The sequence below is a fragment of the Thalassotalea sp. LPB0316 genome (genome assembly GCF_014898095.1).
In the GTDB taxonomy this organism is placed as follows: Bacteria; Pseudomonadota; Gammaproteobacteria; order Enterobacterales; family Alteromonadaceae; genus Thalassotalea_G.
Genome location: NZ_CP062946.1, coordinates 311,144 through 336,508 on the forward strand (window position 1 = coordinate 311,144; position 25,365 = coordinate 336,508).

Consider the following 25,365-nt stretch of genomic DNA (forward strand, 5'->3'; position numbering starts at 1 on the left):
AGAGTAATTTAACAGATATTGACCATATACAAAATGAAAAAAGCGCGGTTTACTAAACAAACCACGCTACTTAATTGTTACAGGGTTGCGATATTTATTTTCGTTTCAACACCACATTACCACTTACCGTACTACCATTTACTCGAGCACTGGCGTTACCAGTTTCAAATGCTAAGCGCGAGCTCGGGCCGTATTTATCTTCAATCGCTTTGTCATTGGTTAGCCGATTAATTAAATCGCCGCCAGCACTAGCTCGTAGACGAAATATAGCATCGACATCATTGAGAAAATTTAAGGTAAAATCGCCGCTAACACTCGAAAGCTTTACTTTGCCGTTATCTAGTAAAGTCAAATCGGCATCAACATCACCACTCACGGTAGACATACTTAACTCTTCAACACTGGCAAGTACTAGCTCAATTTCACCGGAGACATTCTTGACCTCAACATGGCTAGCAGTTGATGTTATGTTTAAATCACCGCTTACCGCTTTAGCATATAAATTGCCACTAGCGCCTGAGGTCACAATATTGCCACTGACATTCGAGAGGTGGCTCGATTTACCGAGTTGTTTTGCAGAAATATCACCGCTAACTGAAGTCACTTCAACACGTTGGCTGATATTTTCCAAATTAACGTTACCGCTAACGCTATTGGCATTGACATCTGCGTCGATGTCTTTAATAACCACATCGGTAGACACACCTGAAAAACTAACATTAAGTGCACTTGGTAAGCTAATTTCTAGATTAGTTTCTTTTCTCGACCAACTGCTTTCTAAGTGACGAGGCATTTCAACTTTGATCAAAACAATGCTGCCAGATTGTTTAAAGGTAAAACCCTCAGCTTCTTCATCAAGCTGACCAACCACGCGAATGGCTTTTGTATTTTGACCAATAATTTTTACCTTGCCGCGCAGGTTTTCAATTTCAACACTTTTTACGCCATCTGCCGGCAGTGACTGATCAATGTTCTCACCAGCAAAAACCAAGAAACTTGTTGAAGCTAAAAGTACAAGACAATGTTTTAGAATATTCATCTGCTTTATCCTTAAATAGTTTGCCACTGCGGGCGATATATGTGCTCAAGCAAAGCAAGCTCTTGCTGCTGAGTAAATTTTAATAAATGGATTAAATCGGCATTTGTCGGATCTTTTTCCAATGCGTTAATAATACTGGCTCGCGCCTTGACCAACTCATCTAGCTGCATTTGTAAATCCGCAGGAATTTGTCGTTGAGTTTGCGCCGCACCGTAGCTGACTAACATTGCTTGACGCTCGCTCTCAAAGGCTTGATTGATGGTTGCCACTAAATTGGGATTCGTGGTTTGCTCAGGTAAGCCCTTAACATTTACCAAGGTGATCACTAAAGCACAAACAGAAGCCGCTAGTGCCAAGTTGACACGCCAACTATGACGACTGTGCTGCTCGACTTGCTGAGGTTGTTGTGAAATTGCTTTTTCAATCCCCGGCCACAAGTCACGTGTTGGTGCTATCTCCTGTTCAAGTACCTCAACAGACTGCTCCAATGTTGCTCGGGATAATTTTGACGACTTATTCATTAGCCAAGCTCTCCTGTAATAATTTTCTCGCACGATGGAATTGAGCTTTGCTTGAACCCACAGCCATCTTTAACATACTGGCTATCTCTTCATGGCGATAACCTTCTACAGCGAACAAGATAAAGACCATCCGAGCACGCTCAGGTAATTGCATAATATGCTTATCTAAGGTGCTAATTTCCGGCATGTCGATACTATCTTCTTGTATACCTTGATCTTCAACACTAAAGACCTTTTGCAGCCAAGTTTTATGCTTGCGGATATGGCTAAGCACAATATGAGTTGCAACGCTGTGTAACCAAGTTGAGAACTTGCTTTCACCGCGAAAATTAGTAATTTTTTGCCACACTTGTACGAATACATCTTGGCAAACATCTTCAGCACTCGATACATCGGCAAGCATTCGCAAACACAGCGCAAACACTTTTTTATGATGTAGCAAATAAAGCTGATGAAACGCCTGCTGGTCGCCTTGCTGTGCTTTTGCTATCCATATCGATTCATCATGGCCAAATTTATCTTCAGCCTGAATAACGGGGTTATTCTGCACTTATCCATTCTCACAAAAGTTTTGTTATTAGGTTAGATGCAGTATGTCTGAAAAGGGTTTAAACGAGGAGAAAATTTTTTAATACTTGGGGTCAGAGTCAATTGACTCTGACCCTAAACGAGCGTGTACAAAATATGAATTACACCATCCGTGGCAATTCATTAATAATGTTCATCCATGAACAAAAAAAGCGCCACATAGGCGCTTTTTACAAATAAGCTCAATGGCTTATTTTTTGCCAAGCATACCGAAACGCTTGTTGAATTTGTCAACACGACCACCAGTTTCAGCAGCTTTCTGCTTACCAGTGTAGAATGGGTGACATTCTGAACATACGTCTAAGTGTAAGTCTTTTGCTACAGTTGAACGTGTGTTGATAACATTACCACAAGAACAAGTTGCCTTGATCTCAACGTAATTTGGGTGAATACCTTCTTTCATGGGATAACCTCTGTTAAGGCCGTATCGCCACTTGGTCTTTGCCAAGCACCATACGAGTTAAAATTAATGGTGGCGAATAATACTTGATCGACGCCTTCGATACAACATTTAAACGCATTAATTTGAATATTTTTTCTGCAATCAATATTCATCGATTCAAACTTGATTTATTGAGTAAAAAGACAAATCAAACAAGTAGCCGCTCAAATTCCATGTTCGATGGTAAAATTACTTGGCAGCTTGATTGATAAACGTCACAATATGAAGAAAAAACAAGAGTTCCAACGTGGCCGATTTATATATACAAGTAGCAATTCCAGTCCCTTTGAGGCAATTGTTCACGTATATAGTGCCTGATGCCATGCATCAACACGATGTTTGCCTTGGTGAACGCGTTATCGTGCCGTTTGGATCGCGAAAAGTTGTCGGGATTGTGCTTGCCTTAGTCGAACAAGCAAGTATTGAAACAGACAAATTAAAACCTATTTTATCGCGCTTAGACGACAAATACCGCTTTGATGCTTCTTTACTCAAGCTTCTCAATACCGCGGCTAATTACTACCACCATCCGATTGGTGAAGTCATGCAACAAGCATTGCCATTAGCGCTGCGTGATATTAATCAATCAACCATCACGCCGGAATTAGCGTATCTACCTGAGGCGGATAAGCCATCAGAAGAAACGCAGGTAAAGATGGAAAAGAAGTCGCCCAAGCAAGCCTCGCTGTATCAAATAATAAGTAAAAGTCACGGCATTAGTTGGCCTGAGCTTCGTACGTTAGGTTTTAGTAAAGCGCAGCTAAATGGCTTACTTACCAAGCAACTTATCTACGCTAAACCACGCTCTGATGAGCGCTTTGCTTGGTCTGACGATAAACTTAACCCAGAGAGTAAACTCGCCTTAAACGACCAACAAGCCGTGGTAGTCTCTGCTATAAATCAGCAACAGGGGTTCGCTTGCCACTTAATTGAAGGCATCACAGGCAGTGGTAAAACCGAAGTTTATTTGCAAATAATTGAGCAAGTTCTCAAAAAGCATCAACAAGTGTTAGTACTGGTCCCTGAAATTGGCCTTACACCGCAAACGTTATCGCGATTTGAACAGCGTTTTAATGTGCCGATATACTTGCACCACAGTGCGCTAAATAACACCGAAAAGCTTTCTACTTGGCTAGCGGCACAAAACGGCAGTGCGGCTATTGTTATTGGTACTCGTAGTGCCATATTTACGCCATTAAAGCAACTTGGCTTGATTATTATTGATGAAGAGCATGACAGTTCACTTAAACAGCAAGACAGTTTTAGATATCACGGGCGAGACATTGCTATTTTGCGGGCAAAACAGCTCAACATTCCAATAGTACTGGGCACCGCAACACCGAGTTTGGAAACCCTGCAAAATGCACTGACGGGGAAATATCATCACCACCAATTGACCAAACGCGCTGGTAATAGCCAATTAGCTAAAATTGAGCTTATTGATATCGCACAGCAGCAAGTTGATAAAGGTTTATCTGGTACCTTGGTACATGAAATAAAAGCCACTATTGCTCGAGGTGAACAGGTATTGGTGTTTATCAATCGGCGCGGGTTTGCCCAAGCGCTAACATGTAAAGAGTGTCATTGGGTGGCAACGTGCGAGCGCTGTTTAAAGCCGTTCACCCTGCATAAAAACGACCAACAACTAGTTTGTCACCACTGCGGTAATCAACATTCAACACCGCATCAATGTCATCCATGTGGCAGTGTTAGGCTTGAAGGGATAGGTTTAGGAACAGAGCAAGTTGAGGACAATTTAGCTCAGCTCTTTGATCAAGCGAGTATTATTCGCATCGACCGTGATAGCACTCGCAAAAAAGGTGAACTAACAAAAATGCTCGAAGCAATTAACAATAACGAGCACAATATTTTAGTTGGCACACAAATGCTAGCTAAAGGTCACCACTTTCCCAACGTAACCCTAGTTGCCATTATTGGCGCAGATGGCGCCTTGTTTTCCCATGATTTCAGAGCACCTGAGTATTTAGCTCAACTGCTGGTTCAAGTCGCTGGTCGAGCAGGTCGCGCTAGCAAACCAGGTAAGGTTTTAGTACAGACAAACTTTCCACAGCACCCACTATTACAAGATTTAGTGAACAACGGCTACCATCACTTTGCCAAATATGCTTTAGTTGAACGTCAACAAGCCCTATTGCCACCTTTTACCTTTCAGGCATTAGTGCGGGCTGAAGCTAACTACCCGAGTTACCCGTTACAGTTTCTATCAGACCTATCCACCTTTGCCAGTGCTGATTGTATGCTCGCTGGCCCAATGCCGGCACCAATGGAAAAGCGCGCCGGTAAATTTCGCTTTCACTTAATGATCCAAAGTAAAACCCGTAATGCGCTGCATCGAATGCTACAACAACTCATTGTTAATATTCCAACGATAACGAGTAGCAAAAAAGTGCGTTGGTCGATTGATATCGACCCGCAAGATTTAACTTGGTAATGGTCAATATCAATCTTTGTCCTGTCGCGCTGAAAAGGCTTTTTTTTTATCGCGACTTGGTTAAAATAACTGTTTTCTGATGTAGGTATTCTCGATGGCTCCCCAAGATTACGTTTCCCGCAAACCTAACAATAAAAAAAAATCACCCTATAAAAAAGACGTTGCTCAAGTATCAGCAATGCCGCTAAAAACCAAAGTGATCCTCGCTATTACCGTATTTTTTAGCGCGGCCTTTGGTTATGGCTTGTGGAAGTTAAATCAAACACCAGCCCAGCCACCGATCACGATCGAACCAACCAAGTCGACCTCCAGTAAAGAGGAAGTCACCCTACCCGAGCCACCGAAAGAGAAGTGGGATTATATGAAAGAGCTCGAAACCAAAGAAGTAGAAGTCGGCGAATACGAAGTGACCAATAAAGGCCCTTATCAAATGCAATGTGGCTCGTTTAGAACGCGTGAACAGGCCGAAGTTTTAAAGGCTAAAATAGCCTTTGCGGGTATCACCTCTCAAGTACGAGAGACAACAGGAACAAACGGCACTTGGTATAAAGTTATTCTCGGCCCATATGAACGAAAACGCTTGGCTGAAAAAGACAAACACCTACTAAAAAACAATGACGTTAATCGTTGCCAGATCTGGTTGTGGCGATAATCCAACGCTTGCCCTTGAAAAAATAGAATTACCCCTTATTTAAATCTCATAGCACTTGCCGAGCACACAAGCTCGGCCACAACTTTGAGGTTTAATGTGACTACAATAGTTTCAGTAAGACGTAACGGTAAGGTTGCCATTGGTGGTGACGGCCAAGTTTCATTAGGTAACACCGTAATGAAAGGCAACGCAAAAAAAGTACGCCGTTTATATCACGATAAAGTTCTAGCTGGCTTTGCCGGTGGGACTGCCGATGCCTTCACCTTATTTGAGCGCTTTGAAAGCAAGCTTGAAATGCACCAGGGTCACCTTACCAAAGCCGCTGTTGAGCTAGCTAAGGATTGGCGAAGTGACAGGGCATTGCGTAAATTGGAAGCCTTACTAGCTGTTGCTGATGAAGAAACATCGCTGATCATTACTGGTAATGGCGACGTGGTTCAACCAGAGCATGACTTAATAGCTATTGGTAGTGGCGGTAATTACGCACAAGCCTCTGCCCTTGCCTTACTTGAAAATACCGAGCTTAGCGCCAAAGAAATCGTCGAAAAATCACTAAAAATTGCCGGTGATATTTGTGTTTTCACTAATCAACATCACACCATTGATGAGCTGTAAATCACCGCATTGAAAGATTAAGGATCCTCCATGTCGAACATGACTCCAAGAGAAATTGTCAGTGAGCTTGATCGCCACATTATTGGTCAAGACTCAGCAAAACGCGCCGTTGCTATTGCCCTGCGTAACCGTTGGCGCCGTATGCAACTCAACGAAGAGTTGCGCACCGAAGTAACCCCAAAAAATATCTTAATGATTGGCCCAACCGGTGTCGGTAAAACAGAAATTGCTCGCCGATTAGCTAAATTAGCCAACGCACCATTTATCAAAGTTGAAGCGACTAAGTTCACTGAAGTGGGCTATGTTGGTAAAGAAGTAGAAACGATTATTCGCGATCTTGCAGATATGTCGATCAAAATGACCAAAGAGCAAGAAGTTGAACGAGTTAAACACCTCGCTCAAGAAGCTGCCGAAGAGCGTATCTTAGATATTTTACTTCCGCCACCACGCGATGGCTTTGGCAACGAAGAAAAGCCAGAAAATAGCTCAACGCGCCAAATATTCCGCAAAAAATTACGCGAAGGCCAATTAGATGATAAAGAAATAGAGCTTGATCTATCCGCTCAACCGATGGGCGTTGAAATTATGGCGCCACCAGGTATGGAAGATATGACCTCGCAATTACAGAGCATGTTCCAAAATTTATCGAGTGAGAAAACACAAAAGCGCAAACTAAAAATCAAAGATGCCTTCAAAGCGCTGCAAGAAGAAGAAGCAGCAAAGATGGTTAACCCAGATGAAGTTAAGCAAAAAGCCATCGAAGCGGTTGAGCAAAATGGCATAGTGTTTATCGATGAAATCGATAAAATTTGTAAGCGCGGAGAAAGCTCTGGCCCTGATGTATCACGCGAAGGTGTGCAGCGCGATCTTCTACCACTCGTTGAAGGCTCAACGGTTAGTACCAAGCACGGTATGGTAAAAACCGACCACATTCTCTTTATTGCCTCTGGTGCTTTCCAAATGGCAAAACCGTCAGATTTAATTCCTGAATTGCAAGGTCGTCTGCCGATCCGAGTTGAATTGGAAGCCTTACGCGCTGAAGACTTTGTTCGGATTTTAACTGAACCCAATGCTAGTTTAACGCAGCAATACGAAGCATTAATGGCCACCGAAGGCGTTAGCTTATCGTTTACCGAATGTGGCGTAAAAGCCATTGCTAATGCCGCATGGCAAGTTAACGAAAGTACTGAAAATATTGGTGCTCGCCGTTTACATACGATGATGGAGCGTTTAGTTGAAGATATTTCTTTCCACGCTAACGATAAGTCGGGGCAATCAATAGAGATAGATCAAGCTTACGTCAACCAAACACTCAATGACGTAGTCCAAGACGAAGATTTAAGTCGTTTTATCTTATAAAAACAACATTAACGCTATAGAAAAAAGGCAAGAGATTTTACGCTCTTGCCTTTTTCAATACGTCCAGTTGAGCATATAATACCAAGTGAATTACACGTGGAATCGACTGACCTCAGCGTGCAAGACTTTAGCTTGCTGCGAAAGCTCTTCGCTCATATGCTCATTTTGTTTCGCTGAATGCGCAGCTTGTTCAGTTACATCGCGGATCATCACGACGTGCTCATTGACTTCAGACGCTACCGTGCTTTGCTCTTGAATCGCGGTGGCAATTGCCGTGCTCATGTCCATAATCAGCGACACGTCATTAGTAATTTCTTCGAGCATTTTACCTGCTGAACTTGCTTGTTCTGCACTGTCGTCACCTTGTTTTCGGCAAGTCCCCATATGTTCGACTATTTCTTTAGTACGTGATTGCAATGAACTAATAATACCTTCAATTTCCTGGGTAGAATCTTGGGTTCTCGAGGCAAGTGTTCTTACTTCGTCAGCGACAACGGCAAAGCCACGCCCCTGTTCACCTGCCCTTGCTGCCTCAATCGCCGCATTGAGCGCTAACAAATTAGTTTGTTCTGCAATACCACGGATAACATCCAGCACAGAACCTATGGTATGGCTATCTTTAGCGAGTTCGGTAACAATCTGCTCTGATTCTTCAAGCGCAGCTGACAACATAGATATTTGCTCAATGGTACTACTAACGCCATTTCTACCTCGCTCAGCATTTTCTGTAGTAACTTGGGCTTTGTGTGCTGCTTCGTTTGTGTTTTTAGCAATTTCATCAACTGTGGCGACCATTTCGGTGACAGCGGTTGCCACAAGATCTGTTTGTTGCATTTGCGTGTCAACACCGGCATTGGCAATACTGATATTCTCTGCAAGTGATTGGGTAGCAACGTTGACGGTTTCAACGGATTGATTACATTCAACAATCAAATGGCGGAAGGCGGCAAGCATCTCGTTAAAGACTTTCGACATCTCAGTAATTTCGTCGTTGCCTTGCAGGTTAGCAGAGAGCGTTAAGTCATTAGTTGATGAAACTTTTTGCATAATATCGCGCATTTCACTCACTTTATTAATGATGCTGCGGCTGATGTACAAGCTCAAGAAAACGGCTGCACCGATAATGATCACTAAAATAAACACCGCCAGCTGTTTAAGTGACTGAACACTTTGCTCTACATATTGCTTGGTGTCGACCAATATTACTGCTAAGCGCTTTTGAATATCGTCTGCCACCTTATTCATATCACCTAACATGCCCTGATCATAGGCGTAACCCAAGACTCGTTGAGCGTCGACCAAATTGAGGAAATCGCGTTGATAGGCCGCGAGTAAGTTAACTAAGTCATCTTTTGCGGTAGCACTTTGATCACTTGCTCTTATTTTATCAGAAAGTAGCTGGGTGTTATTTTGTAAACGCGTGACATATTTATCGTCGAGGCGCAGCATAAAGTCTTTTTCGTTTCTGCGCAGCTGTAACATGCCCGCTAGCAACTCGTAATCACTCGAGCCGAGCATTTCTTCTACCGAGTGAACACTTGCTCTTAAGCTACCGTACAGGCCATCTTTAGGATTTAGCCCAATCAACTTTTGCTGTGTCACAACGTTGTTAAAAAGTAGCTCGTAATCTTTGAGTTGACCTTCGATACCACCAATGGCTGATGTTTCAACATCAAAGCTTGCAATATCGGCCTTCAATACCGCAAGCGTTTGCTTAACTTTTTTAATCGTTTGTAAGAACTGTTCGGCATAGGCTTCATCTTTCAATGCCAAAAAGTTTTTCTGCTGAAGCTCTAGCTGAGACATCTCATTCTCAACCAAAGCGAGTTGGCGAGTAACTTTTACCTCTAATGACGTTTTGTATAAGGCGTAAAACAATATGCCTAACATTATCACTAACGCACAGATAAAAGTGGCAATATTTAATAATAGTTTTTGCTTTATGGTCATTAAAAAACCTCAGAAAATGGATTAGCTCTCTACTCAGTATAGACACTATTTAGAAAACACACTTTTTCTAGGTTAAATAATTTTATCAACAACTTGCTCGTTGGTTAAATCAGTCCCTTCGGCTCAAAAATTTCGTTAATTCTTCTTCTGGCAATGGCTTAGCAATGTAGTAGCCTTGAACGGCATCACAACCGAGCTTTCTCAGTAATTGAAGCTGGTTAGCATCTTCAACACCTTCAGCAAGTACTCGCTTGCCCAAACCATGTGAAAGTTTGATCATCGACTTAACAATTGTCACATCAGAATCATTGTTGGCAACTTCTTGAATGAAACTGCGATCTATTTTTATTTTGTCAATGGGCAGTTTTCTCAAGTAGGCTAGTGAAGAATAGCCTGTACCAAAATCATCAATTGACACGCGAATACCTAAATTTTGCAGTTTTATGATGGTATCCATCACACTCTCAATATCGTTGATCACAACATTTTCGGTAATTTCAAGCTCGATACTGCTCGGTGGAATTTGATATTGATACAGCAATGATTGAATGTAGCCAACAAATTGCGGATCTTGGAATTCTACCGACGTCACGTTCACAGCAATCGTTACACGGCGTTTAAACTCTTTTAACCAGTGCTGGATTTTTTGGGCGGAAAGCTCAAGCACATAGTGATCAAGTTCGCGGTTCATCGACAACTGTTCAATTTTATCTAAGAATTGTCCCGGTGCTAATAGCCCTTTTTCAGGGTGTTGCCATCGCACGAGTGCCTCAACCCCTTCAAGCTTATTTGAATAAAGATTCAACTGAGGCTGAAAATACAAAATAAACTCATTGTTTTCAAAAGCGTGATTGAGCTCTTTTTCAATCGCCATCAACTCTCTGCCTTTGGCTTGCATACCCTCGATATATTGAACGCTAGCAATACTTTCAGTTTCAGCGTGGAATAGTGCTAGATTGGCTTTTTTTAACAAATCCTCTTCGTCATCGCCGTGATCAGGATACAAGCTATAGCCAACACTCGCCTTGAGCTCAATGTTATGCTCTTGATACTCATATGGCGCTGAGATGATGTCGTGAATGTGATCGGCCGCTTTTGACAGTTGTGATAATTCGTGTATTTCAATCGCAAAAACAAATGAGTCGCCACTTAGACGGCCAACGACATCCGGCAACAAAACACTTTGCGATAAACGAATAGCTACTTGAGCTAAAATATAATCACCAGCGCTCAAGCCATAGGTGTCATTGATAAATTTAAACCTTTTTATATCGATCAGGTAAATAGCTAATCTAGCACCACTTTGTTGACTTTTTTCCATAGCAAAAGGCAGTTTTTCAAGTACTTGCTCACGGTTTAATGCACCGGTTAACTGGTCGTGCTTACCTAAATATTGCGCACGATTTATCGCTGTTATCGCAATATTGCGCTCTGCGCCCTGCATCCAAATAAGCATTGCATAACCAAGTACCGCATAAGCGCCACTATCAAAAACCAATATCGCACGCACAATATCGCCAAAATAATCAGTGCCTAATAGCATTACTGATGCCAAAGAGTAAGAAACAAAACGGAAGCCAAGTGCCAAAAATAGCCACATAAATATTCGGCTAGCAAAAAACGATTTGGGTTGATTAAACAACCAGAAACTCGACGCTAAAAAGCCACAGCCAACGATAAATGCATTCAAGCTTTCTCTTAAATATAATCGATTAAAAGTGGCGTAATCATCAAAGGCAAACAAGATCACCGAAAAGAAAGTAAACAAAGTTACCAGGAAAATAGTCCCCCAGAGGCGCCTGGGAATAATGTCGCTACCGCTCACCGCTTTGTATATTGCCCAAAACAGCATAAGCGTAGATAAGTTAAAACTCAGCTTATTTAGAAAAGTTAAACCGATTAGTATTGGATCAGTTGCCTTGGTGATATCAAGGAAAATCATCAGCAGAAGGACCAATCGGTTTACCACCAACCACCCTAAAGCGATTACCCATAACTTAACGTAAGTACGACCGAAGCCTCGATAAAACATGAACAGAAAAAAAGCCAAAATCATCAACACCATGGTTTCGACGAAATACAAAAGTGGGCTGGTAAAAAACTGTTCTGCCATTAAATCGATTCTTATAGTAGTTATACAAGACTAGAATATCTTATTGTTATTGTAATACAAATTGTATAACTGCGGAATCAATTGCTATCAATTAGCTTATTTGATAACCAATCACACGTAATAGCCTAACCGCACAACCACTCAATAACCAATGAGGTTAAATTCTCTCGAGATAACTATTGTAGAAGCCCACTAACTCGTTATACTGATAGCGACTATTCTAGCCTCAAAGAGCATATTTTATGGAATATAATACTTCTGAACTTTGCGACATTTATGCCGATTTAATTGATGTTGTTGATCCGATATTTAGTAACTACGGTGGCCGATTTTCGTTTGGCGGTAAAGTCGTGACGCTCAAGTGTTTTGAAAACAATGGTCTGATCAAAGAAGTATTATCTCAAGATGGCACGGGGCAAGTATTGGTTATCGATGGCGGCGGCTCAACGCGTCGAGCACTATTAGATGCCGCGATTGTTGCTGTTGCTCAAGAAAATCAGTGGGAAGGGATCATCTGCTTCGGTAGTGTTCGCGATGTTGATGCTTTAGAAGATTTTGATATTGGCATCCAAGCGTTAGTGTCTATTCCTGTTGGTGCAAACGATGACGACACAGGAGAAGCTGATGTTGCCATTAACTTCGGCGGTGTTACGTTCTTACCGGATGACCATGTTTATGCTGATAATACCGGCATCATTTTATCGCCAGATCCACTCGACATCGAATAATTAATCTGCCTGCTGCTCTTGGTAAGCTATCCACTTAGCTAACCATTGTGGTGCCTCGGTTGATAACACCGCAGGGGCAATAATTTCTCCTTGTGCATTTTCACCATCGAGTTCCCTAAATAACAATTCAACCGCAGCACTGTTCACATGAGTACCAACTAGCGGTAAATTGATCACATTAGCAAGGTGAATTAACGCTTGCACAATGGCTTTTTCAGGCTCTCTATCATCTTTAAACGTTAATGTCGCACAACTAATTCTCACTTGATCAACCGCTAAACGGCGAACATATCTCAGTGCCTCATAGCTCCCCGAGAACTCGTTAATTGAAATTCTAACACCGACTTGTCGCAGTTGATCAAAAGCCAGCTTCACTCTATCTCCAGCAGAAAGCAATAAATGTTCAGAAATAGAAATCATCAAGTTCCTCGGCGACAATTGTGCAGCCTTTAATTCAACTTCTATGTACTCTACCGTGACTTCATCAAGTAGTTCTAAGCTTTCGAGATTAATCGACACCGGCTTTGCGAGGCCTTTATCATCAAGCTCAGCAAGCCAAGTAAGTGCTCGCTTAAACAATAATTGAAAAACCGTAAAAGCATCGCCGCTTTGCGCCGCTAACGACTGGACTTCATTTTGCTCGAGTACTAGATCCTTGTCGTAAGACCAACGAATTAACACTTCATAACCAATGACGTCCTTGGTTTTTAAGTTGATTTGTGGCTGAATAAAATAGGTAAAGTCGTCGACTTCTATCGAAGACTTTAATCGTTCCATTCTGACGAGTTGGGCTTGAGATATTTGGCTTAGTGATTGGTCAAAAAAGTAAATTGGCTGATGCAATTGTTCAGCTTTAAGCAGGGCATCTTCTGCTAGTGCTATCGCTTGTTTGACTGAGCTATCCCCTTTACTGAGCATCGAAATGCCAAAAGCCAATTCGAAATTCATCGTATAACTCTTAAACGTCATAGCTTGCGGTAATGCACCAATAAGCTGCTGGCAAACATGTTCAACAACCTGGCGATCTTCGTGTTTGTTGTTTGTCAGATCTAAGACAATTAGAAAGTGCAAACTATGTAAACGAGCAACATAAAAAGGGATATTAGCAAAAGATAGATTAATCAATCCATCAATCGTCAGTGACTGTTTTTGCATACTAAAGGCAAGTTGTAATAACAGTGCGTCTGAGTTCTCATAGCCGAGTATTTTATTAGCCTGAGCAAAGTTAACCGGTTTAAACGCTATGGCGGCAACCCTATTGTAGTCGCCGGATAACAGTGAATATTCTAGTTTTTTGATCGCTTGACCTTGCAGTGGAAAGTTAGTGACGGCATCGCGAGCATAAAGTTGCCAGTCTTCATGATCCAAAGTATGCGAAGAGTGCTTACCACTACTTGGTTGGTACTTCACTAGCGCCCAGCTAAAGTGTAAGAGAACAATAAGGTAACCTAGACCAATGACTTGATAGATATGTTGCTCATCAACGAGCTCATTGAGCCAGAGCCAGAAAGTGGCACCGCTAATTAAGGTTACGAGAAATGCTACTAATAACCAGAAAAAGCTGCTTTGTTGCTCTCTAATAACCAAGTAGCCTCGCCAGTATGCCAAAATACCGGCGATTAAAAACCATACCAACCACGTCACTTTGTGATCTAACTCAGGAAAAACGAACAAGCTAAGTTCAAATAGCACAAAAAACGCCAACAATAATAAGGTTAGCCAGCGCAACTTAGGCATGGTTAATTCTTCAAACCAATCCGCTTTGTTAGGCACTAATAAGAGCAGTCCTAAGTATGCATTTGCTGCTGAACAGAGCCAAATATGATTATCTTTTAAGGAAGACAGATGGATGTTTTGACCGACACAGCCAATGAAAAATAACAAAGCAATAAACAACAAACTCGGGAAAACAAAAATCGTAGGCTTTTCGACGGAACGAGCAATGGATAACGCTAATACAGGTAACGAGAGGCCAATAATAAAGCCATATGACAGCTGAGTCAGCGTATAGCCAGCGGTTTGAGCACTAGCGGAAAAAGAAACAGTGAAGGTGAGTAGCAATAAAATTCGAATATATGACATGCAGTACGACTAATCCTTGGTTAAGCATTAATTCAATGCTCGATACCAAATAGCCTTTCTACCCTATTCCCTAGCTATTTGGTATCTCATTTAGCCTATGCAATAAAACAATTTTTGTACAGTTTTTTGAAGAAAACGTACGAAAATATTATTACTTAGAAAACTCGACGGGCGCATTCTCAATCACTCGCTCGCCATCTTTAAACAACATCGTTAAGGGATTTACGCCAAACTGGTAGCATAATTCCGCTGGTTGGGTGATATCCCAAAGCGCAAGGTCAGCATCCATACCTATTTTTATTTGACCTTTATCCTCTGACAACCCTAGTGCTTTAGCTGCATGACAAGTAACGCCCGCTAATGCTTCACTCGGTGTTAATCGAAATAATGTACATGCCATATTGAGCATCAACTGAAGCGAGTTAATCGGTGATGAACCGGGGTTGGCATCACTGGCAATAGCCATAGCGACACCGTGTTTGCGCAACAAGTCAATTGGCGGTAATTGAGTTTCTCTCAAAAAATAAAAAGCGCCAGGTAAGATTACCGCTGTCATATCTGATTTCGCCATCGCTTGCACACCCGCTTCGTCTAGGTACTCAATATGATCTGACGACAGTGCCTGATATTGCGCGGCTAATGCTGTACCGCCAATATTCGATAACTGTTCGGCGTGAACCTTGACTCGAATCCCTAGCGCTTTTGCAGCTTCAAATACTTGCTTAGTTTGCTTGGCATCAAATGCGATCCCCTCACAAAAAACATCGACAGCGTCAACCAGTTGCGCTGACGCCACTTGGGGTAGCATCTCTTGGCAGACCAGATCGATATAGCCTTGGCTATTGCCTTTATATTCCGGCGGCAAAGCGTGTGCCCCTAAAAATGTTCGTCGAATGGTTAATGGCAGGTATTGGGCTACTTGCGTCGCAACCTTAAGCATTTTGAGTTCATTTTCACTGTTCAAACCGTAACCAGATTTAATTTCAAGCGTCGTTACGCCTTGTTGATGCATGGCATGAGCGCGCTTTAATGCACCATCTAATAGCTCTTGCTCTGTTGCTGCTCGTGTTGCATTAACCGTTGAAACAATACCACCGCCAGCCTTTGCGATTTCTTCATAACTTTTGCCTTGCAAGCGCATTTCAAATTCATTGGCTCGATTACCACCAAAGACAATATGCGTGTGACAGTCGATAAGGCCAGGCGTTAACCATTGTCCTTGGCCGTCAATGACTTTTTCAACCTGATGTGTGGGTAACTGAGAATATTCGCCAAGCCAAGCAATTTTGCCGTTGGCTATCGCAACAGCACCATCGATAAGTTCGCCATAGCTGTCGCCTCCTTGTGTCATAGTTGCAATATTGACGCGAGTAATTAACGTTTGCCATTGATGGCAAGAGGAGGCTTGAACATTCATAAAGTGACTTCTCGGAACATAGAAACAAAGTAATAGAATCAGCCGATTATAAGCCAAAAACACTTCGAGTTAAGGTATTTTGTTCAAAACACCACGTTGAAATACCTAAATATCACCATAAGTGTCACCTTATCCTTACAATTATTCAATTCATAAAAACTTTTACATTGACATATTATGTCATCAGATATATGGTTAAAGAATCGTCATAAAAAGGAGCGTGGATGATGAACAGAGTTTTGCGTTATATATTTATTTTATCGCTACTCGTAGCCGCTGTTGTAATGTACAGCTTAGGTAGTATTCACGAATTGTTTATTCTTCTGGTGTTAGGTTTCGGCTTTGAGATCGCCTTTTGGTTATTCGCCTTCAAAGATCACAAAAAAGCCAAACAAAAAGCAAGTATGAAACAGCAAGACGCTAATTGTTAAGGAGTAACGATGGAATTATTATTGTCATTTGAAACTTGGATCGTACTGGCCATTTTGTTAGCGAGTGCTGAAATATTTGTCCCCGGTGGTATTCTGCTCAACTTAGGCATTGCCTCGTTGATAGTCGCCATTGGTATCAAAACAGCCCTACTAACCAATGGTGTCGCAATATTTACCACTTGGTTTATTAGCGCGACCATTTTGTTGTTCGTGGGCTATTTTGTCACCAACAAGTTTTTTCCATCGAAACAGCGCGTTGACAACACCGATGAGGAGCTCGATGTCTTTGGCCAAGAAGTCTTGGTAACTCACACCATTGGCCCTGGCCACAATAAAGGCAGAGTTGACTTCCAGGGCACTTCTTGGACGGCACTCGGCGATGGTTCAACGATTGAGCAAGGCAGCAAAGCCACCATTATTTGCAAAGAAAACATTTCATTAGTTGTTGAACCTAAAAACAACTAATCCACAAAACATAGCAAAGGAGTTAACTATGTTAGTAACCTTGACCTTTGGTCTATTATTTGTCCTGTTTATTTTACTTAAACTTATCCTAATCGTTGAAATGCGCGAAGTGTGTATTATTGAGCGATTAGGCAAATTTAGAGCAGTAATGCAGCCAGGTGTTCACTTTTTGATCCCGTTTATCGACAGGGTCGCCTACCGCCATGAAACGCGCGAGCAAGTGCTAGATATTCCAGCACAAAGCTGCATTTCAAAAGACAACATTCAAATTAATGTTGACGGCTTAGTGTATATCAAAGTGATGGACGGCATGAAAGCAAGTTACGGTATTGAAGATTACCGCAACGCCAGCGTTAACTTAGCACAAACTACGATGCGAAGTGAGATCGGTAAACTCAACTTGAGTGAAACCTTTTCTGAGCGCGATAAATTAAATGAAACGATCGTCACCGAAATCGACAAAGCCTCTGATCCGTGGGGCATCAAAGTGCTTCGTTACGAGGTAAAAAACATCACGCCATCGCCTAATGTCATTCACACCCTCGAAAAACAAATGGAAGCAGAACGAGAAAAACGCGCCGAAATTACACTCGCCGAAGCCGAGCGTGAATCGACAATTAACCTATCGGAAGGTCAGCGACAAGAAGCTATAAACCTTTCAGAAGGCGACAAACAACGCCAAATCAACGAAGCCGAAGGACGCGCTAGAGAAATTGAAATTCTCACCCAAGCCTCTGCTGAAGGCGTAAATATGATCGCTAAAGCTGCGTTAAAAGAAGGCGGAGATAAAGCGATTAAAATGCGCCTGCTAGAGCAATATATCCAGCAAACGGGTGACATTCTCGCAACGGCGGATGTATCAGTACTCCCTGCTGAAATCGCTAAGTTAGAAGGTTTTTTCGATGGCATGGAAAAAGTTACTGCCACAACTCAAGGAGGGCAAGCCTAATGCCATTTTCACAAGAACAGCTCGATATTTTTGTCCTAGCCGTGTGGGGCGCTATCTTTTTCTACGTCGCTTTCAAGTTCGTTAAATCAATTTGTCTAGTGCCAACCAAAAAAGCTTATGTGGTAGAGCGCCTGGGTAAATATCGCTCAACTTTAGAAGCGGGTTTTCACCTGTTACTGCCATTTATTGATCGCGTTGCCTATATTCACGATTTAAAAGAAGAAACCATCAATGTACCACCGCAAGAGTGTTTCTCTCGCGATGAAGTTAACGTTGAAGTTGATGGCGTAATATACATACAAGTCGTTGATCCGATAAAAGCGAGCTACGGCATTACCGATTATCGCTTCGCCGCGATGCAACTAGCCCAGACAACAACACGTTCAGTTATTGGGACATTAGATCTTGACCGAACCTTTGAAGAACGTGATGTGATCAGTGCCAAAGTTGTTGAAGTACTCGATAAGGCCGGTGAAAGTTGGGGAATTCGGGTACATAGGTATGAAATAAAGAATATTGCGCCACCACTGACAGTAAAAAACGCAATGGAATTACAAGTGAATGCCGAGCGTGAGCGCCGCGCTATTTTGGCTAAATCACTTGGCGATAAAACCAGTAGGATTAATCGTTCAGAAGGTTTAATGCGTGAAATGGTCAATATATCAGAAGGTGAAAAGCAGCGCCGTATAAACTCAGCTGAGGGTAAAGCAGCAGAAATTTCTGCGATAGCCAAAGCCACTAGCCAAGCAATAGAAAAAATGGCGAGTGTTATATCACAAGAAGGTGGACAACAAGCGATTGAAATGCAGCTTTCAGAGCAGTATTTACAAAAAATGAAAGGGTTAAGTCAAGAAAATAGAAAAGTTATCTTGCCTGCCAACCTGTTAAATTTTGAACAATGGCTCGCCACGGTCGGGCTAAATAACAGTAAATGATATGACGAGTAACACTCTCGGGTTAGCTATCTACCCCAGAGAGTGTTGCACTGTTACATCAACGTTAATTACCGAGTAACGGTAAAAACTATCGAAAAAGCCAACGCCACTGAACAAATAATTAATACCTTATCAGATAAGAACAATCGCCCTTTACTGACATCTAATCGTATATAAGCAAATAGTTTATAGCTCAATGTTGCTAATAAAACGCAAAAAAGGTGCACTAATACTGTTCTTACTTGCAAATTTTCGTCCCACAAAAACACGGGACCAGAATAACTAACATAGAATAAATCCATGATAGAAAGATGGGCGAACAAGGCAACGAATAAAAAAATTAAGGGGTATTTTGAGCGCAACGACATAAAGAGAAACAGGAACCAGTTATGAAGACATCTTACCTTAAGATAGAATTAACAAGCAAAAAAATGATTGTTTTCTATCAATATCGAAATATCTTAGCTTTACCGTTATAATCTTTATCTATTAAATTGGCACACCTTGTGATGTGAACGTGCGATCAGCAAGGCTCAAATAAGTGGTAATGTGAATGGGTTATAGACATATTTCAGTGTTCTTTGTTCTATTGTGCTTGAGTATGAGCTCATCGGCTAAAGAGCTGATCTATTTGTACACCTACCACAACAAGCCGCCTTTTATCGTCAGTATAGAAAAACAGCAAGGTTTCTACTTTGATCTGGCAAGCGAGCTATCAAAACAAAGCGCTGATTATCAGTTCCAAACCCTTTACATACCAAGAAAACGCCTCAATCATATTATTTCTGAAGCGCAATTAGACGGTATCGTCTTGGGCGTAACGCCCAAATGGTTCAAAGATCCTGAAGAAACCAAATATTTGTGGAGTGACAGTTTTTATCGCGATCGAGATGAATTTGTCTCGCTCAAATCAAGCCCCTTCAACTATTTAACGCCAGACTCATTCAACGATAAAACGGTCGCCGCAGTTGCCGGGTTTTACTATTTTGGGGTTAATGAGGCCGTTGCTCAATCGAGTATGTCGCGAATAGATACCGTTGGTGAGCTACAAGTTTTGAAGCTTATAGAAAAGCGCAGAGTAGACTTTGGTATCGTCAGTTACTCGGTATTTAAGTACCTGTTAAAACATGGCGATGTAGTTGACAATTTTTACACTTCGCCAATACCACATGATGAATTTAAACGCCGAGCGTTTACTAGTTTGGCCTTGTCAAAAGAAATGGGCGCTTTCAACCAGTTGCTTGACAAACTAAAGCGCCAAGGCCAGTTACAACAATTACTTACGCCTTATCAATAAATATTAACCGTTAGCGCTTCGTTTAAGCCACAATACTAAGTCCGGCTCTTGAAACTCGTAATCAAGCCGTTGGCAGGTATTGCGACCTACTATTCGTTTTTGCCGTTGATCACGCTCAGTAACGATAAAACTGGGTGTTGGTTGACCCAGTGCGATAGCAGCCTGTGCGTAAAACTCGGCCTTAGTTACGTCAGTTTCGCTAACGCCGTGATAAATCCCTGAGATTACTTCAACGTTAACTAACGCTTTGAGCAAACCCACAGCATCGCATTGGTGGATCAAGTTAACAGGCGCTTTGCCTTGTGAGTAGCTTTTTCCAGCGCGAAAAAATCGCCCGGGATGTCGATCTTCGCCCACCAAACCTGCCAATCTTAATACCGCCGTTTGCATCTGCTGATTATTTTGCGTTAAGACGAGTTGTTCAGCCTCCGATAATATCGCAACTTTAGGGGCCGACTCATCAATGACAGCTTGTTCATCAACCGCCCCCGTTAAGCCATTGAGTACTGCTGTAGAACTTACTAGAATTAAGCGCCTTATTTGACACTTGACGGCAAGCTCGACAAGTTGCGCAATTTTTTCAGGGTAATCAACGCGGCCTTTTCGCAGTTGCGGCGTTATCGCTATTATCCACGTAGAATGCTTTGTTAATTTAGCTAAATGAGGTCCTGTTAACGGTGCAACTAAAGGCAGTGATAACGGCATCGCCGATATTGATAACTCAGTTAACGCTTTGGTTGACGCCTCACTTTGACAAGTGCCCAATACATCAATACCGTCTGCTTGTAGCGTTTTAGCTAATGCTTTGCCCAACCAACCACAACCGATAATTGCAACAGACATTATTCACCCTCTTGGCTTAGCTGATGTTGGCGAATTTGTTGTACCAAATCAGCTGCTAAATCGTTTGGCATTGGAATCGATAAATTGTACTGATTCAATAGCCACTTACCACCAACATTAACTAAAACCCCTGAACCTCGACACTGACCATATTTTTTGTGTTCGAGTAATTCATCAAAAAACAATACATGTTCGGAGATCTGAGTGATATTTTGCTGTGTCGGCGTATAACGCCAGCCAATGCCTTTGGAAAAATAAGGTTTCACAAAGGCTGCGAACTCCGATTTAGTCCAACGCTCAGTGGCGTCCGTCCCCAAAAAGATGAAGTCGTGGTGCATTAAGTTAAAATAATTCTCAGTATCGGCTTGAGCCGCCGCTAGGTGAAAACTTGCCAACGTATCTTTTGCTTGTTGATGATAATTTTGACCAAACGCAACGCTATGTATCAGTAGCGCAGTCATAAAAATGAATAGTCTCATTGTTTTTATCCTTTTTGGGGTACTACAACATAAACACCATGGAAGCTTGCAGCAATTTTGCTGCCACTATAAACGTGACAAGTGATCTCGGCTTTAGCTTTGCGCCCATCTTTTAATCGTTGATAGCTTTCGATGGTATCAGCTTTTTCGACCACAGCGTGACTATAATGCGGTATTGGTGCAAGGTAGTTAATATTCCCCTGAGCTAAAACAATATCACCTTCAAACCCTAGCTGCCTTAGTTGCAGGTGAACCCAGCCCCATCCTGTTAAGGTTGCCAGCGTATTGATACTACCTGCGAACATCGTATTGTGAAGGTTTTTATTAAACATGAGATCACATCGAGTCACTAATTTTTGTCGATCGTAACTAGTCACCTCAATAGCCATGGCTTTACTCGCTGGAATGGTTGCGTGCCATGTTTCAACCAACTGAGTTACTGACCTATCAAGGCTTGGCAACTCAAGAGACTTTCGCATACTAAAATGCTGAATTTCACCATAGAGCAAATGTGATTGACCTAAATTTTGATAGCCAAGCGCCAAATAAAAGTTCAGTGCCACTTCGCGAGCGTTGAGTTCAATTTCCGACAGACCTAGCGCTTTGGCCTGCTGCTCACATGCCGCCATTAATCGCCGACCAAGCCCTTGTCCTTGCGCATTGGGGTCAACCGCAACATAGCGCACTTGCCCTACCTGCAGATTAACTTGATGTAATCTGGCGATGCCAATGATATGGTTATTATCATCGGTCAACATAAAGTGAAAACTTGACGCTTCAAATTCATCGAGTTCACTGCCCTTAGGCTGTGACCATGGCGCCCTTAATTGTTGATAACGAAACTCGTAATAGCGTGCAAATTCATCTTTGCTAGACGGTGAAGCTAACTGTGTCATGGCTAAAAATATCAAGGAAATCTATCGAAAAACATGCGCTTATTAAATCACATAACGAGAGGAAAAGTTATCCGATTAGTCAATCAACCGAAACAACGGTTGGCGGTCATCGAAGATCCTCATCACTTGTGGCTTACTTTTGACAATATCATTCAAAGTGTGATGTTAAAGCGTCAACCGCATCGCTTGCTAATGCCACACCAGCAAGCATTGCTGGTACCGCTGTTGTTTCATACACCCAAAAGCGTTATTGAGTTAGGTCTAGGCGGTGGTAATTTTACCCGAGCGATCAAGCACCTGTTACCTGAAGTAAAACTGACAACCGCCGAAAATGATCAAGACGTTATCACACTGTTTCACGAGTTTTTTAACCCTCAAGCATTATCTTTAACCATTGAGCACATCACCGGTGAAGCATTACTACAACAACACCATAGTGCGATTGATTGGGTTGTGTGTGATATTTACGACCAGCAAAACCACAACTTTTTAGAACAGGTTAAACGCAGTATAACTGAGCAACAGTCACCCACTTACTGGACAATCAATTTACCAAACATGCCAGAAAAATCGATTAATCGATTACTCGCTGAACTCAAGCAGTTAACCTCATCATTGATTCGGCAAAACGGGCAAAGCTACCAAATTAGTTATTTAGAAATTCCGCGCTTTAAAAACATTGTCATTTATTTATTACCTGAGCCAGTCACTGTTTTGGCTGATCAGCACTGCTGTTTACCTAATCACCTTCGACAACGTCTGAAAAACGCATGGCGTTTTCGGCAAAAAGTTACCCCTTGAGGTAGATGGTTACTGGACCATCGTTAGTTAAAGCGACCTTCATATCTGCGCCAAACTCACCCGTTGGCACTTTAAAGCCAAGTTCGCGTAAGCAAAGACAAAAATATTGATAAAGCTGCTCACCCAATTCTGGAGACGCAGCTGACGTGAAACTTGGCCGTAAGCCACGAGAGGTATCAGCAGCAAGGGTAAATTGAGATACTGCTAAAATATCGCCTCCTGCCTGAGCGACATTTAAATTCATCTTGCCATTTTCGTCAGCAAATATTCGATACTTGGCTACTTTATTCGCTAAGCGCTTGACACTTTCTTCAGTATCTTGAGGCTCTACTGCCACTAAAACCAGTAGCCCCTTACCAATTTCGCCGATAATTTTCTGATTAACGGTTACGCTAGCATCTGACACTCGTTGCAATAATGCGATCACTTAATACCCCTCTAGTGATTACCAATAAACTCCGCCATTTTATCGGCTGCTTGACAAAAAGCATCAATTGTTTGTCGCTCAAAGCCACTGTGTCCGGCAACGGGCAGAATTTGCAACTGCGCTGTCGGCCAAGCATTTGCAAGTTGATAAGCGATATCAAGCTGGCAAATCATGTCATAGCGACCATGTAAAATAAACGCAGGTAAATGATTAATACGATGGATATTATCGAGCAGTTGCCCCTCAGCCATGAAACTGTTGTGGTAAAAGAAGTGAGCCGATTGCATTGCAAGGCAATGTGCTATGTGTGGATCATCTACCTCTTGTTTACTATCGGCTTGGTGCTCAATCGACGACATTCTATCTTCGTACAAATACCATGCCTTACAAGCCGCTATGGCAGCTACTTCATTGTCGCTAGTGACAAGTTGGTAATAAGCTGACAATGGATCACGCTTTTGTTGCTCATTAAGTGGCAAGAGAAAATCTTGATAATACTCAGGAAAAAACTTCGCGACTCCGTTGGCGCGATATAGCCAGTCATACTCTACTTGGGTTGCCAAAAAGACACCGCGTAAAATAAAACCCAAACAGTGTTGAGGATAGCTTTGACCATAAGCTAGGGATAAGGTTGTTCCCCATGACCCCCCTGTGACTAACCACTTATCGACAGTAAAAAACTGTCGAATCTTCTCCATATCAGCAATCATCGAGACCATATCGACGCCTTCTACACTTGGCGACGGTAAACTGCGACCACAGCCTCGCTGATCAAATAAAATAATGTGATAAATTTCAGGGTTAAAATAACGCCGAAAGTCACTACTTGCGCCAGCACCCGGCCCACCGTGACAGTAAATAACAGGAATGCCGGCAGGATTTCCTGAGCTTTCGACATAAATTTGGTGCTGCTCACTCACCTCGATGAAGTGGGTCGCATTGGGTAAAATTTTCGGATATAGCGGTTTCAATAGCATACCTTGGTAATTTCCGTAGGCTAAGTTTAGTCAATTATTCATCTGACGCTATTTTCATAGCCGAGCGTTGCTCAATGGTAACAGTAAATAGCGCCCCTAACAGAACAATTAGCCAAGATAAATACACCCAAGCAAACAAAATAGGGATCGTAGCAAGCGCCCCGTAAATCGCCTCATAAGACGGTAATAAAGTGATGTAGAGGGCAAAGCCTTTTTTAGCAAGCTCAAAAAATAGTGCGCCAAATATTGCTCCTTTTATCGCATGCTTGAATCGAACTTCTTTGTTGGGAACCACCATATACAAAAACAAAAATGCTAAAGTTGATGCTAATAATGGTAATGACCGAACAAGTAGATGCTGTGCTCCAGACAAGGCGGTATCACTAAAGTTAACTAGGGAAATAATATAAGAGGTAGCGGCTAAACTTGCACCAACGAGCAAAGGCCCTAACGTTAACACCATCCAATAGGTAGAAAACGCTGTGATCACCCGTCTTTTCTTGGTGACGCCCCAAATCTTATTCAACGTATGATCAATCGCAGAGATGAGTAATAAGGCAAATAAAAACAAAAATCCCAATGTGATTGCTGACATCTTTGAAGCGTTCGCGACAAAGCCAGACAAATGCTTGTGAACAACATCGCCGGCTGTTGGAACTAAGTTTTGATAAACAAAGTCCTCAATGGCAACTTGTATATCACCAAAAATAGGAAATGCCGTCATCATTGAAAACATCACTAAAATCAATGGCACTAACGACATCAAAGTGACATAAGCTAGGTAACTTGCGTTGACGTGCGCCTCAGCTTTAACAATGTTAGCAACAAACATTTTGCTAAAAATAAGCAATTGTTGCCATCTTGCTTTTAGATTAATTTCCATGAATCGCCTAATATTTACTTAATT

The 25,365-nt window shown here is 42.1% G+C and carries 26 protein-coding genes; 11 read left to right on the forward strand and 15 right to left on the reverse strand.

The features are described 5' to 3' along the window. Nucleotides 1–94: 94 nt before the first annotated feature. The 5 genes from LP316_RS01355 to LP316_RS01375 all read right to left on the reverse strand — a co-directional run bounded on the left by LP316_RS01355 (nucleotide 95) and on the right by LP316_RS01375 (nucleotide 2,703). Nucleotides 95–1,039 carry a DUF4097 family beta strand repeat-containing protein gene (locus LP316_RS01355; RefSeq protein ID WP_193022320.1) on the reverse strand — a complete coding sequence of 315 codons (945 nt, stop codon included), beginning with the start codon at nucleotides 1,037–1,039 and terminating at the stop codon, nucleotides 95–97. An 11-nt stretch (nucleotides 1,040–1,050) separates the two neighbouring features. Further along, a complete protein-coding gene (locus LP316_RS01360) occupies nucleotides 1,051–1,560 on the reverse strand; it encodes a hypothetical protein (protein ID WP_193022321.1) in 510 nt (169 codons plus the stop codon). Next, nucleotides 1,553–2,110 carry an RNA polymerase sigma factor gene (locus LP316_RS01365; protein ID WP_226960778.1) on the reverse strand — a complete coding sequence of 186 codons (558 nt, stop codon included), beginning with the start codon at nucleotides 2,108–2,110 and terminating at the stop codon, nucleotides 1,553–1,555. Before LP316_RS01365 ends, LP316_RS01360 begins: the two co-directional genes overlap by 8 nt. 228 nt (nucleotides 2,111–2,338) lie before the next feature. Beyond that, the gene (gene rpmE / locus LP316_RS01370; protein ID WP_193022322.1) at nucleotides 2,339–2,551 is read right to left on the reverse strand and encodes a 50S ribosomal protein L31; all 213 of its coding nucleotides are present in this window, start codon (nucleotides 2,549–2,551) and stop codon (nucleotides 2,339–2,341) included. Next, nucleotides 2,548–2,703: a hypothetical protein gene (locus LP316_RS01375; RefSeq protein ID WP_193022323.1), complete on the reverse strand. Its 156-nt coding sequence runs from the start codon at nucleotides 2,701–2,703 to the stop codon at nucleotides 2,548–2,550. The genes rpmE and LP316_RS01375 overlap by 4 nt, the downstream gene beginning before the upstream one ends. Nucleotides 2,704–2,837: 134 nt before the next feature. On the opposite strand from LP316_RS01375, the gene priA reads away from it, so the two are divergent. From priA to hslU, 4 genes are all read left to right on the forward strand, one after another. Further along, nucleotides 2,838–5,042 carry a primosomal protein N' gene (priA, locus tag LP316_RS01380; RefSeq protein WP_193022324.1) on the forward strand — a complete coding sequence of 735 codons (2,205 nt, stop codon included), beginning with the start codon at nucleotides 2,838–2,840 and terminating at the stop codon, nucleotides 5,040–5,042. Between the two features lie 94 nt (nucleotides 5,043–5,136). Next, entirely contained in the window at nucleotides 5,137–5,694 is a 558-nt protein-coding gene (locus tag LP316_RS01385) for an SPOR domain-containing protein (RefSeq protein WP_193022325.1), read from the forward strand. A 96-nt stretch (nucleotides 5,695–5,790) separates the two neighbouring features. After that, on the forward strand, nucleotides 5,791–6,309 hold the full coding sequence (hslV, locus tag LP316_RS01390; RefSeq protein WP_193022326.1) for an ATP-dependent protease subunit HslV: 519 nt from the start codon (nucleotides 5,791–5,793) through the stop codon (nucleotides 6,307–6,309). Between the two features lie 30 nt (nucleotides 6,310–6,339). Then, nucleotides 6,340–7,668: an HslU--HslV peptidase ATPase subunit gene (hslU, locus tag LP316_RS01395; RefSeq protein ID WP_193022327.1), complete on the forward strand. Its 1,329-nt coding sequence runs from the start codon at nucleotides 6,340–6,342 to the stop codon at nucleotides 7,666–7,668. Between the two features lie 90 nt (nucleotides 7,669–7,758). On the opposite strand, the gene LP316_RS01400 is transcribed toward hslU, so the two are convergent. Then, nucleotides 7,759–9,618, reverse strand: a complete 1,860-nt coding sequence (locus LP316_RS01400; RefSeq protein WP_193022328.1) for a methyl-accepting chemotaxis protein — start codon at nucleotides 9,616–9,618, stop codon at nucleotides 7,759–7,761. Between the two features lie 109 nt (nucleotides 9,619–9,727). After that, entirely contained in the window at nucleotides 9,728–11,731 is a 2,004-nt protein-coding gene (locus LP316_RS01405) for a putative bifunctional diguanylate cyclase/phosphodiesterase (RefSeq protein WP_193022329.1), read from the reverse strand. A gap of 242 nt (nucleotides 11,732–11,973) precedes the next feature. On the opposite strand from LP316_RS01405, the gene rraA reads away from it, so the two are divergent. Continuing rightward, the gene (rraA, locus tag LP316_RS01410) at nucleotides 11,974–12,459 is read left to right on the forward strand and encodes a ribonuclease E activity regulator RraA (protein WP_193022330.1); all 486 of its coding nucleotides are present in this window, start codon (nucleotides 11,974–11,976) and stop codon (nucleotides 12,457–12,459) included. On the opposite strand, the gene LP316_RS01415 is transcribed toward rraA, so the two are convergent. Continuing rightward, the gene (locus tag LP316_RS01415) at nucleotides 12,460–14,541 is read right to left on the reverse strand and encodes an EAL domain-containing protein (RefSeq protein WP_193022331.1); all 2,082 of its coding nucleotides are present in this window, start codon (nucleotides 14,539–14,541) and stop codon (nucleotides 12,460–12,462) included. It abuts the gene before it with no gap. Nucleotides 14,542–14,692: 151 nt separating this feature from the next. After that, the gene (gene hutI / locus LP316_RS01420) at nucleotides 14,693–15,958 is read right to left on the reverse strand and encodes an imidazolonepropionase (protein WP_193022332.1); all 1,266 of its coding nucleotides are present in this window, start codon (nucleotides 15,956–15,958) and stop codon (nucleotides 14,693–14,695) included. Between the two features lie 224 nt (nucleotides 15,959–16,182). Here hutI and LP316_RS01425 point away from each other — a divergent pair, with 224 nt between their 5' ends. The 5 genes from LP316_RS01425 to LP316_RS01445 all read left to right on the forward strand — a co-directional run bounded on the left by LP316_RS01425 (nucleotide 16,183) and on the right by LP316_RS01445 (nucleotide 20,035). Continuing rightward, nucleotides 16,183–16,389: a hypothetical protein gene (locus tag LP316_RS01425; RefSeq protein ID WP_193022333.1), complete on the forward strand. Its 207-nt coding sequence runs from the start codon at nucleotides 16,183–16,185 to the stop codon at nucleotides 16,387–16,389. Nucleotides 16,390–16,398: 9 nt separating this feature from the next. Further along, the gene (locus LP316_RS01430) at nucleotides 16,399–16,854 is read left to right on the forward strand and encodes an NfeD family protein (RefSeq protein ID WP_193022334.1); all 456 of its coding nucleotides are present in this window, start codon (nucleotides 16,399–16,401) and stop codon (nucleotides 16,852–16,854) included. 28 nt (nucleotides 16,855–16,882) lie between these two features. Then, the gene (locus LP316_RS01435) at nucleotides 16,883–17,803 is read left to right on the forward strand and encodes an SPFH domain-containing protein (protein WP_193022335.1); all 921 of its coding nucleotides are present in this window, start codon (nucleotides 16,883–16,885) and stop codon (nucleotides 17,801–17,803) included. Beyond that, a complete protein-coding gene (locus LP316_RS01440; RefSeq protein ID WP_193022336.1) occupies nucleotides 17,803–18,738 on the forward strand; it encodes an SPFH domain-containing protein in 936 nt (311 codons plus the stop codon). Before LP316_RS01435 ends, LP316_RS01440 begins: the two co-directional genes overlap by 1 nt. A gap of 553 nt (nucleotides 18,739–19,291) precedes the next feature. Further along, nucleotides 19,292–20,035 (forward strand): substrate-binding periplasmic protein, encoded by a 744-nt coding sequence (locus LP316_RS01445; RefSeq protein ID WP_193022337.1) that lies wholly within the window; start codon nucleotides 19,292–19,294, stop codon nucleotides 20,033–20,035. A gap of 3 nt (nucleotides 20,036–20,038) precedes the next feature. On the opposite strand, the gene LP316_RS01450 is transcribed toward LP316_RS01445, so the two are convergent. From LP316_RS01450 to LP316_RS01460, 3 genes are read right to left on the reverse strand one after another with little or no spacing between them, the layout of a single operon-like run. After that, a complete protein-coding gene (locus tag LP316_RS01450) occupies nucleotides 20,039–20,878 on the reverse strand; it encodes an SDR family NAD(P)-dependent oxidoreductase (RefSeq protein ID WP_193022338.1) in 840 nt (279 codons plus the stop codon). Beyond that, a complete protein-coding gene (locus tag LP316_RS01455) occupies nucleotides 20,878–21,357 on the reverse strand; it encodes a nuclear transport factor 2 family protein (RefSeq protein ID WP_193022339.1) in 480 nt (159 codons plus the stop codon). Before LP316_RS01455 ends, LP316_RS01450 begins: the two co-directional genes overlap by 1 nt. Nucleotides 21,358–21,362: 5 nt before the next feature. Beyond that, nucleotides 21,363–22,253: a bifunctional GNAT family N-acetyltransferase/hotdog fold thioesterase gene (locus LP316_RS01460; RefSeq protein ID WP_193022340.1), complete on the reverse strand. Its 891-nt coding sequence runs from the start codon at nucleotides 22,251–22,253 to the stop codon at nucleotides 21,363–21,365. A 33-nt stretch (nucleotides 22,254–22,286) separates the two neighbouring features. Here LP316_RS01460 and LP316_RS01465 point away from each other — a divergent pair, with 33 nt between their 5' ends. Further along, a complete protein-coding gene (locus tag LP316_RS01465; protein WP_193022341.1) occupies nucleotides 22,287–23,054 on the forward strand; it encodes a spermidine synthase in 768 nt (255 codons plus the stop codon). Here LP316_RS01465 and dtd read toward each other — a convergent pair. The 3 genes from dtd to LP316_RS01480 are packed head-to-tail and all read right to left on the reverse strand — an operon-like array spanning nucleotide 23,044 to nucleotide 25,341. Then, on the reverse strand, nucleotides 23,044–23,481 hold the full coding sequence (gene dtd, locus LP316_RS01470) for a D-aminoacyl-tRNA deacylase (protein ID WP_193022342.1): 438 nt from the start codon (nucleotides 23,479–23,481) through the stop codon (nucleotides 23,044–23,046). The two genes, LP316_RS01465 and dtd, sit on opposite strands and share 11 nt — an antisense overlap. A gap of 11 nt (nucleotides 23,482–23,492) precedes the next feature. Beyond that, nucleotides 23,493–24,452, reverse strand: coding sequence for a prolyl aminopeptidase (gene pip / locus LP316_RS01475; protein ID WP_193022343.1), 960 nt, complete (start codon nucleotides 24,450–24,452; stop codon nucleotides 23,493–23,495). A 40-nt stretch (nucleotides 24,453–24,492) separates the two neighbouring features. Then, nucleotides 24,493–25,341 carry a virulence factor BrkB family protein gene (locus LP316_RS01480; RefSeq protein WP_193022344.1) on the reverse strand — a complete coding sequence of 283 codons (849 nt, stop codon included), beginning with the start codon at nucleotides 25,339–25,341 and terminating at the stop codon, nucleotides 24,493–24,495. Between the last annotated feature and the right edge of the window lie 24 nt (nucleotides 25,342–25,365).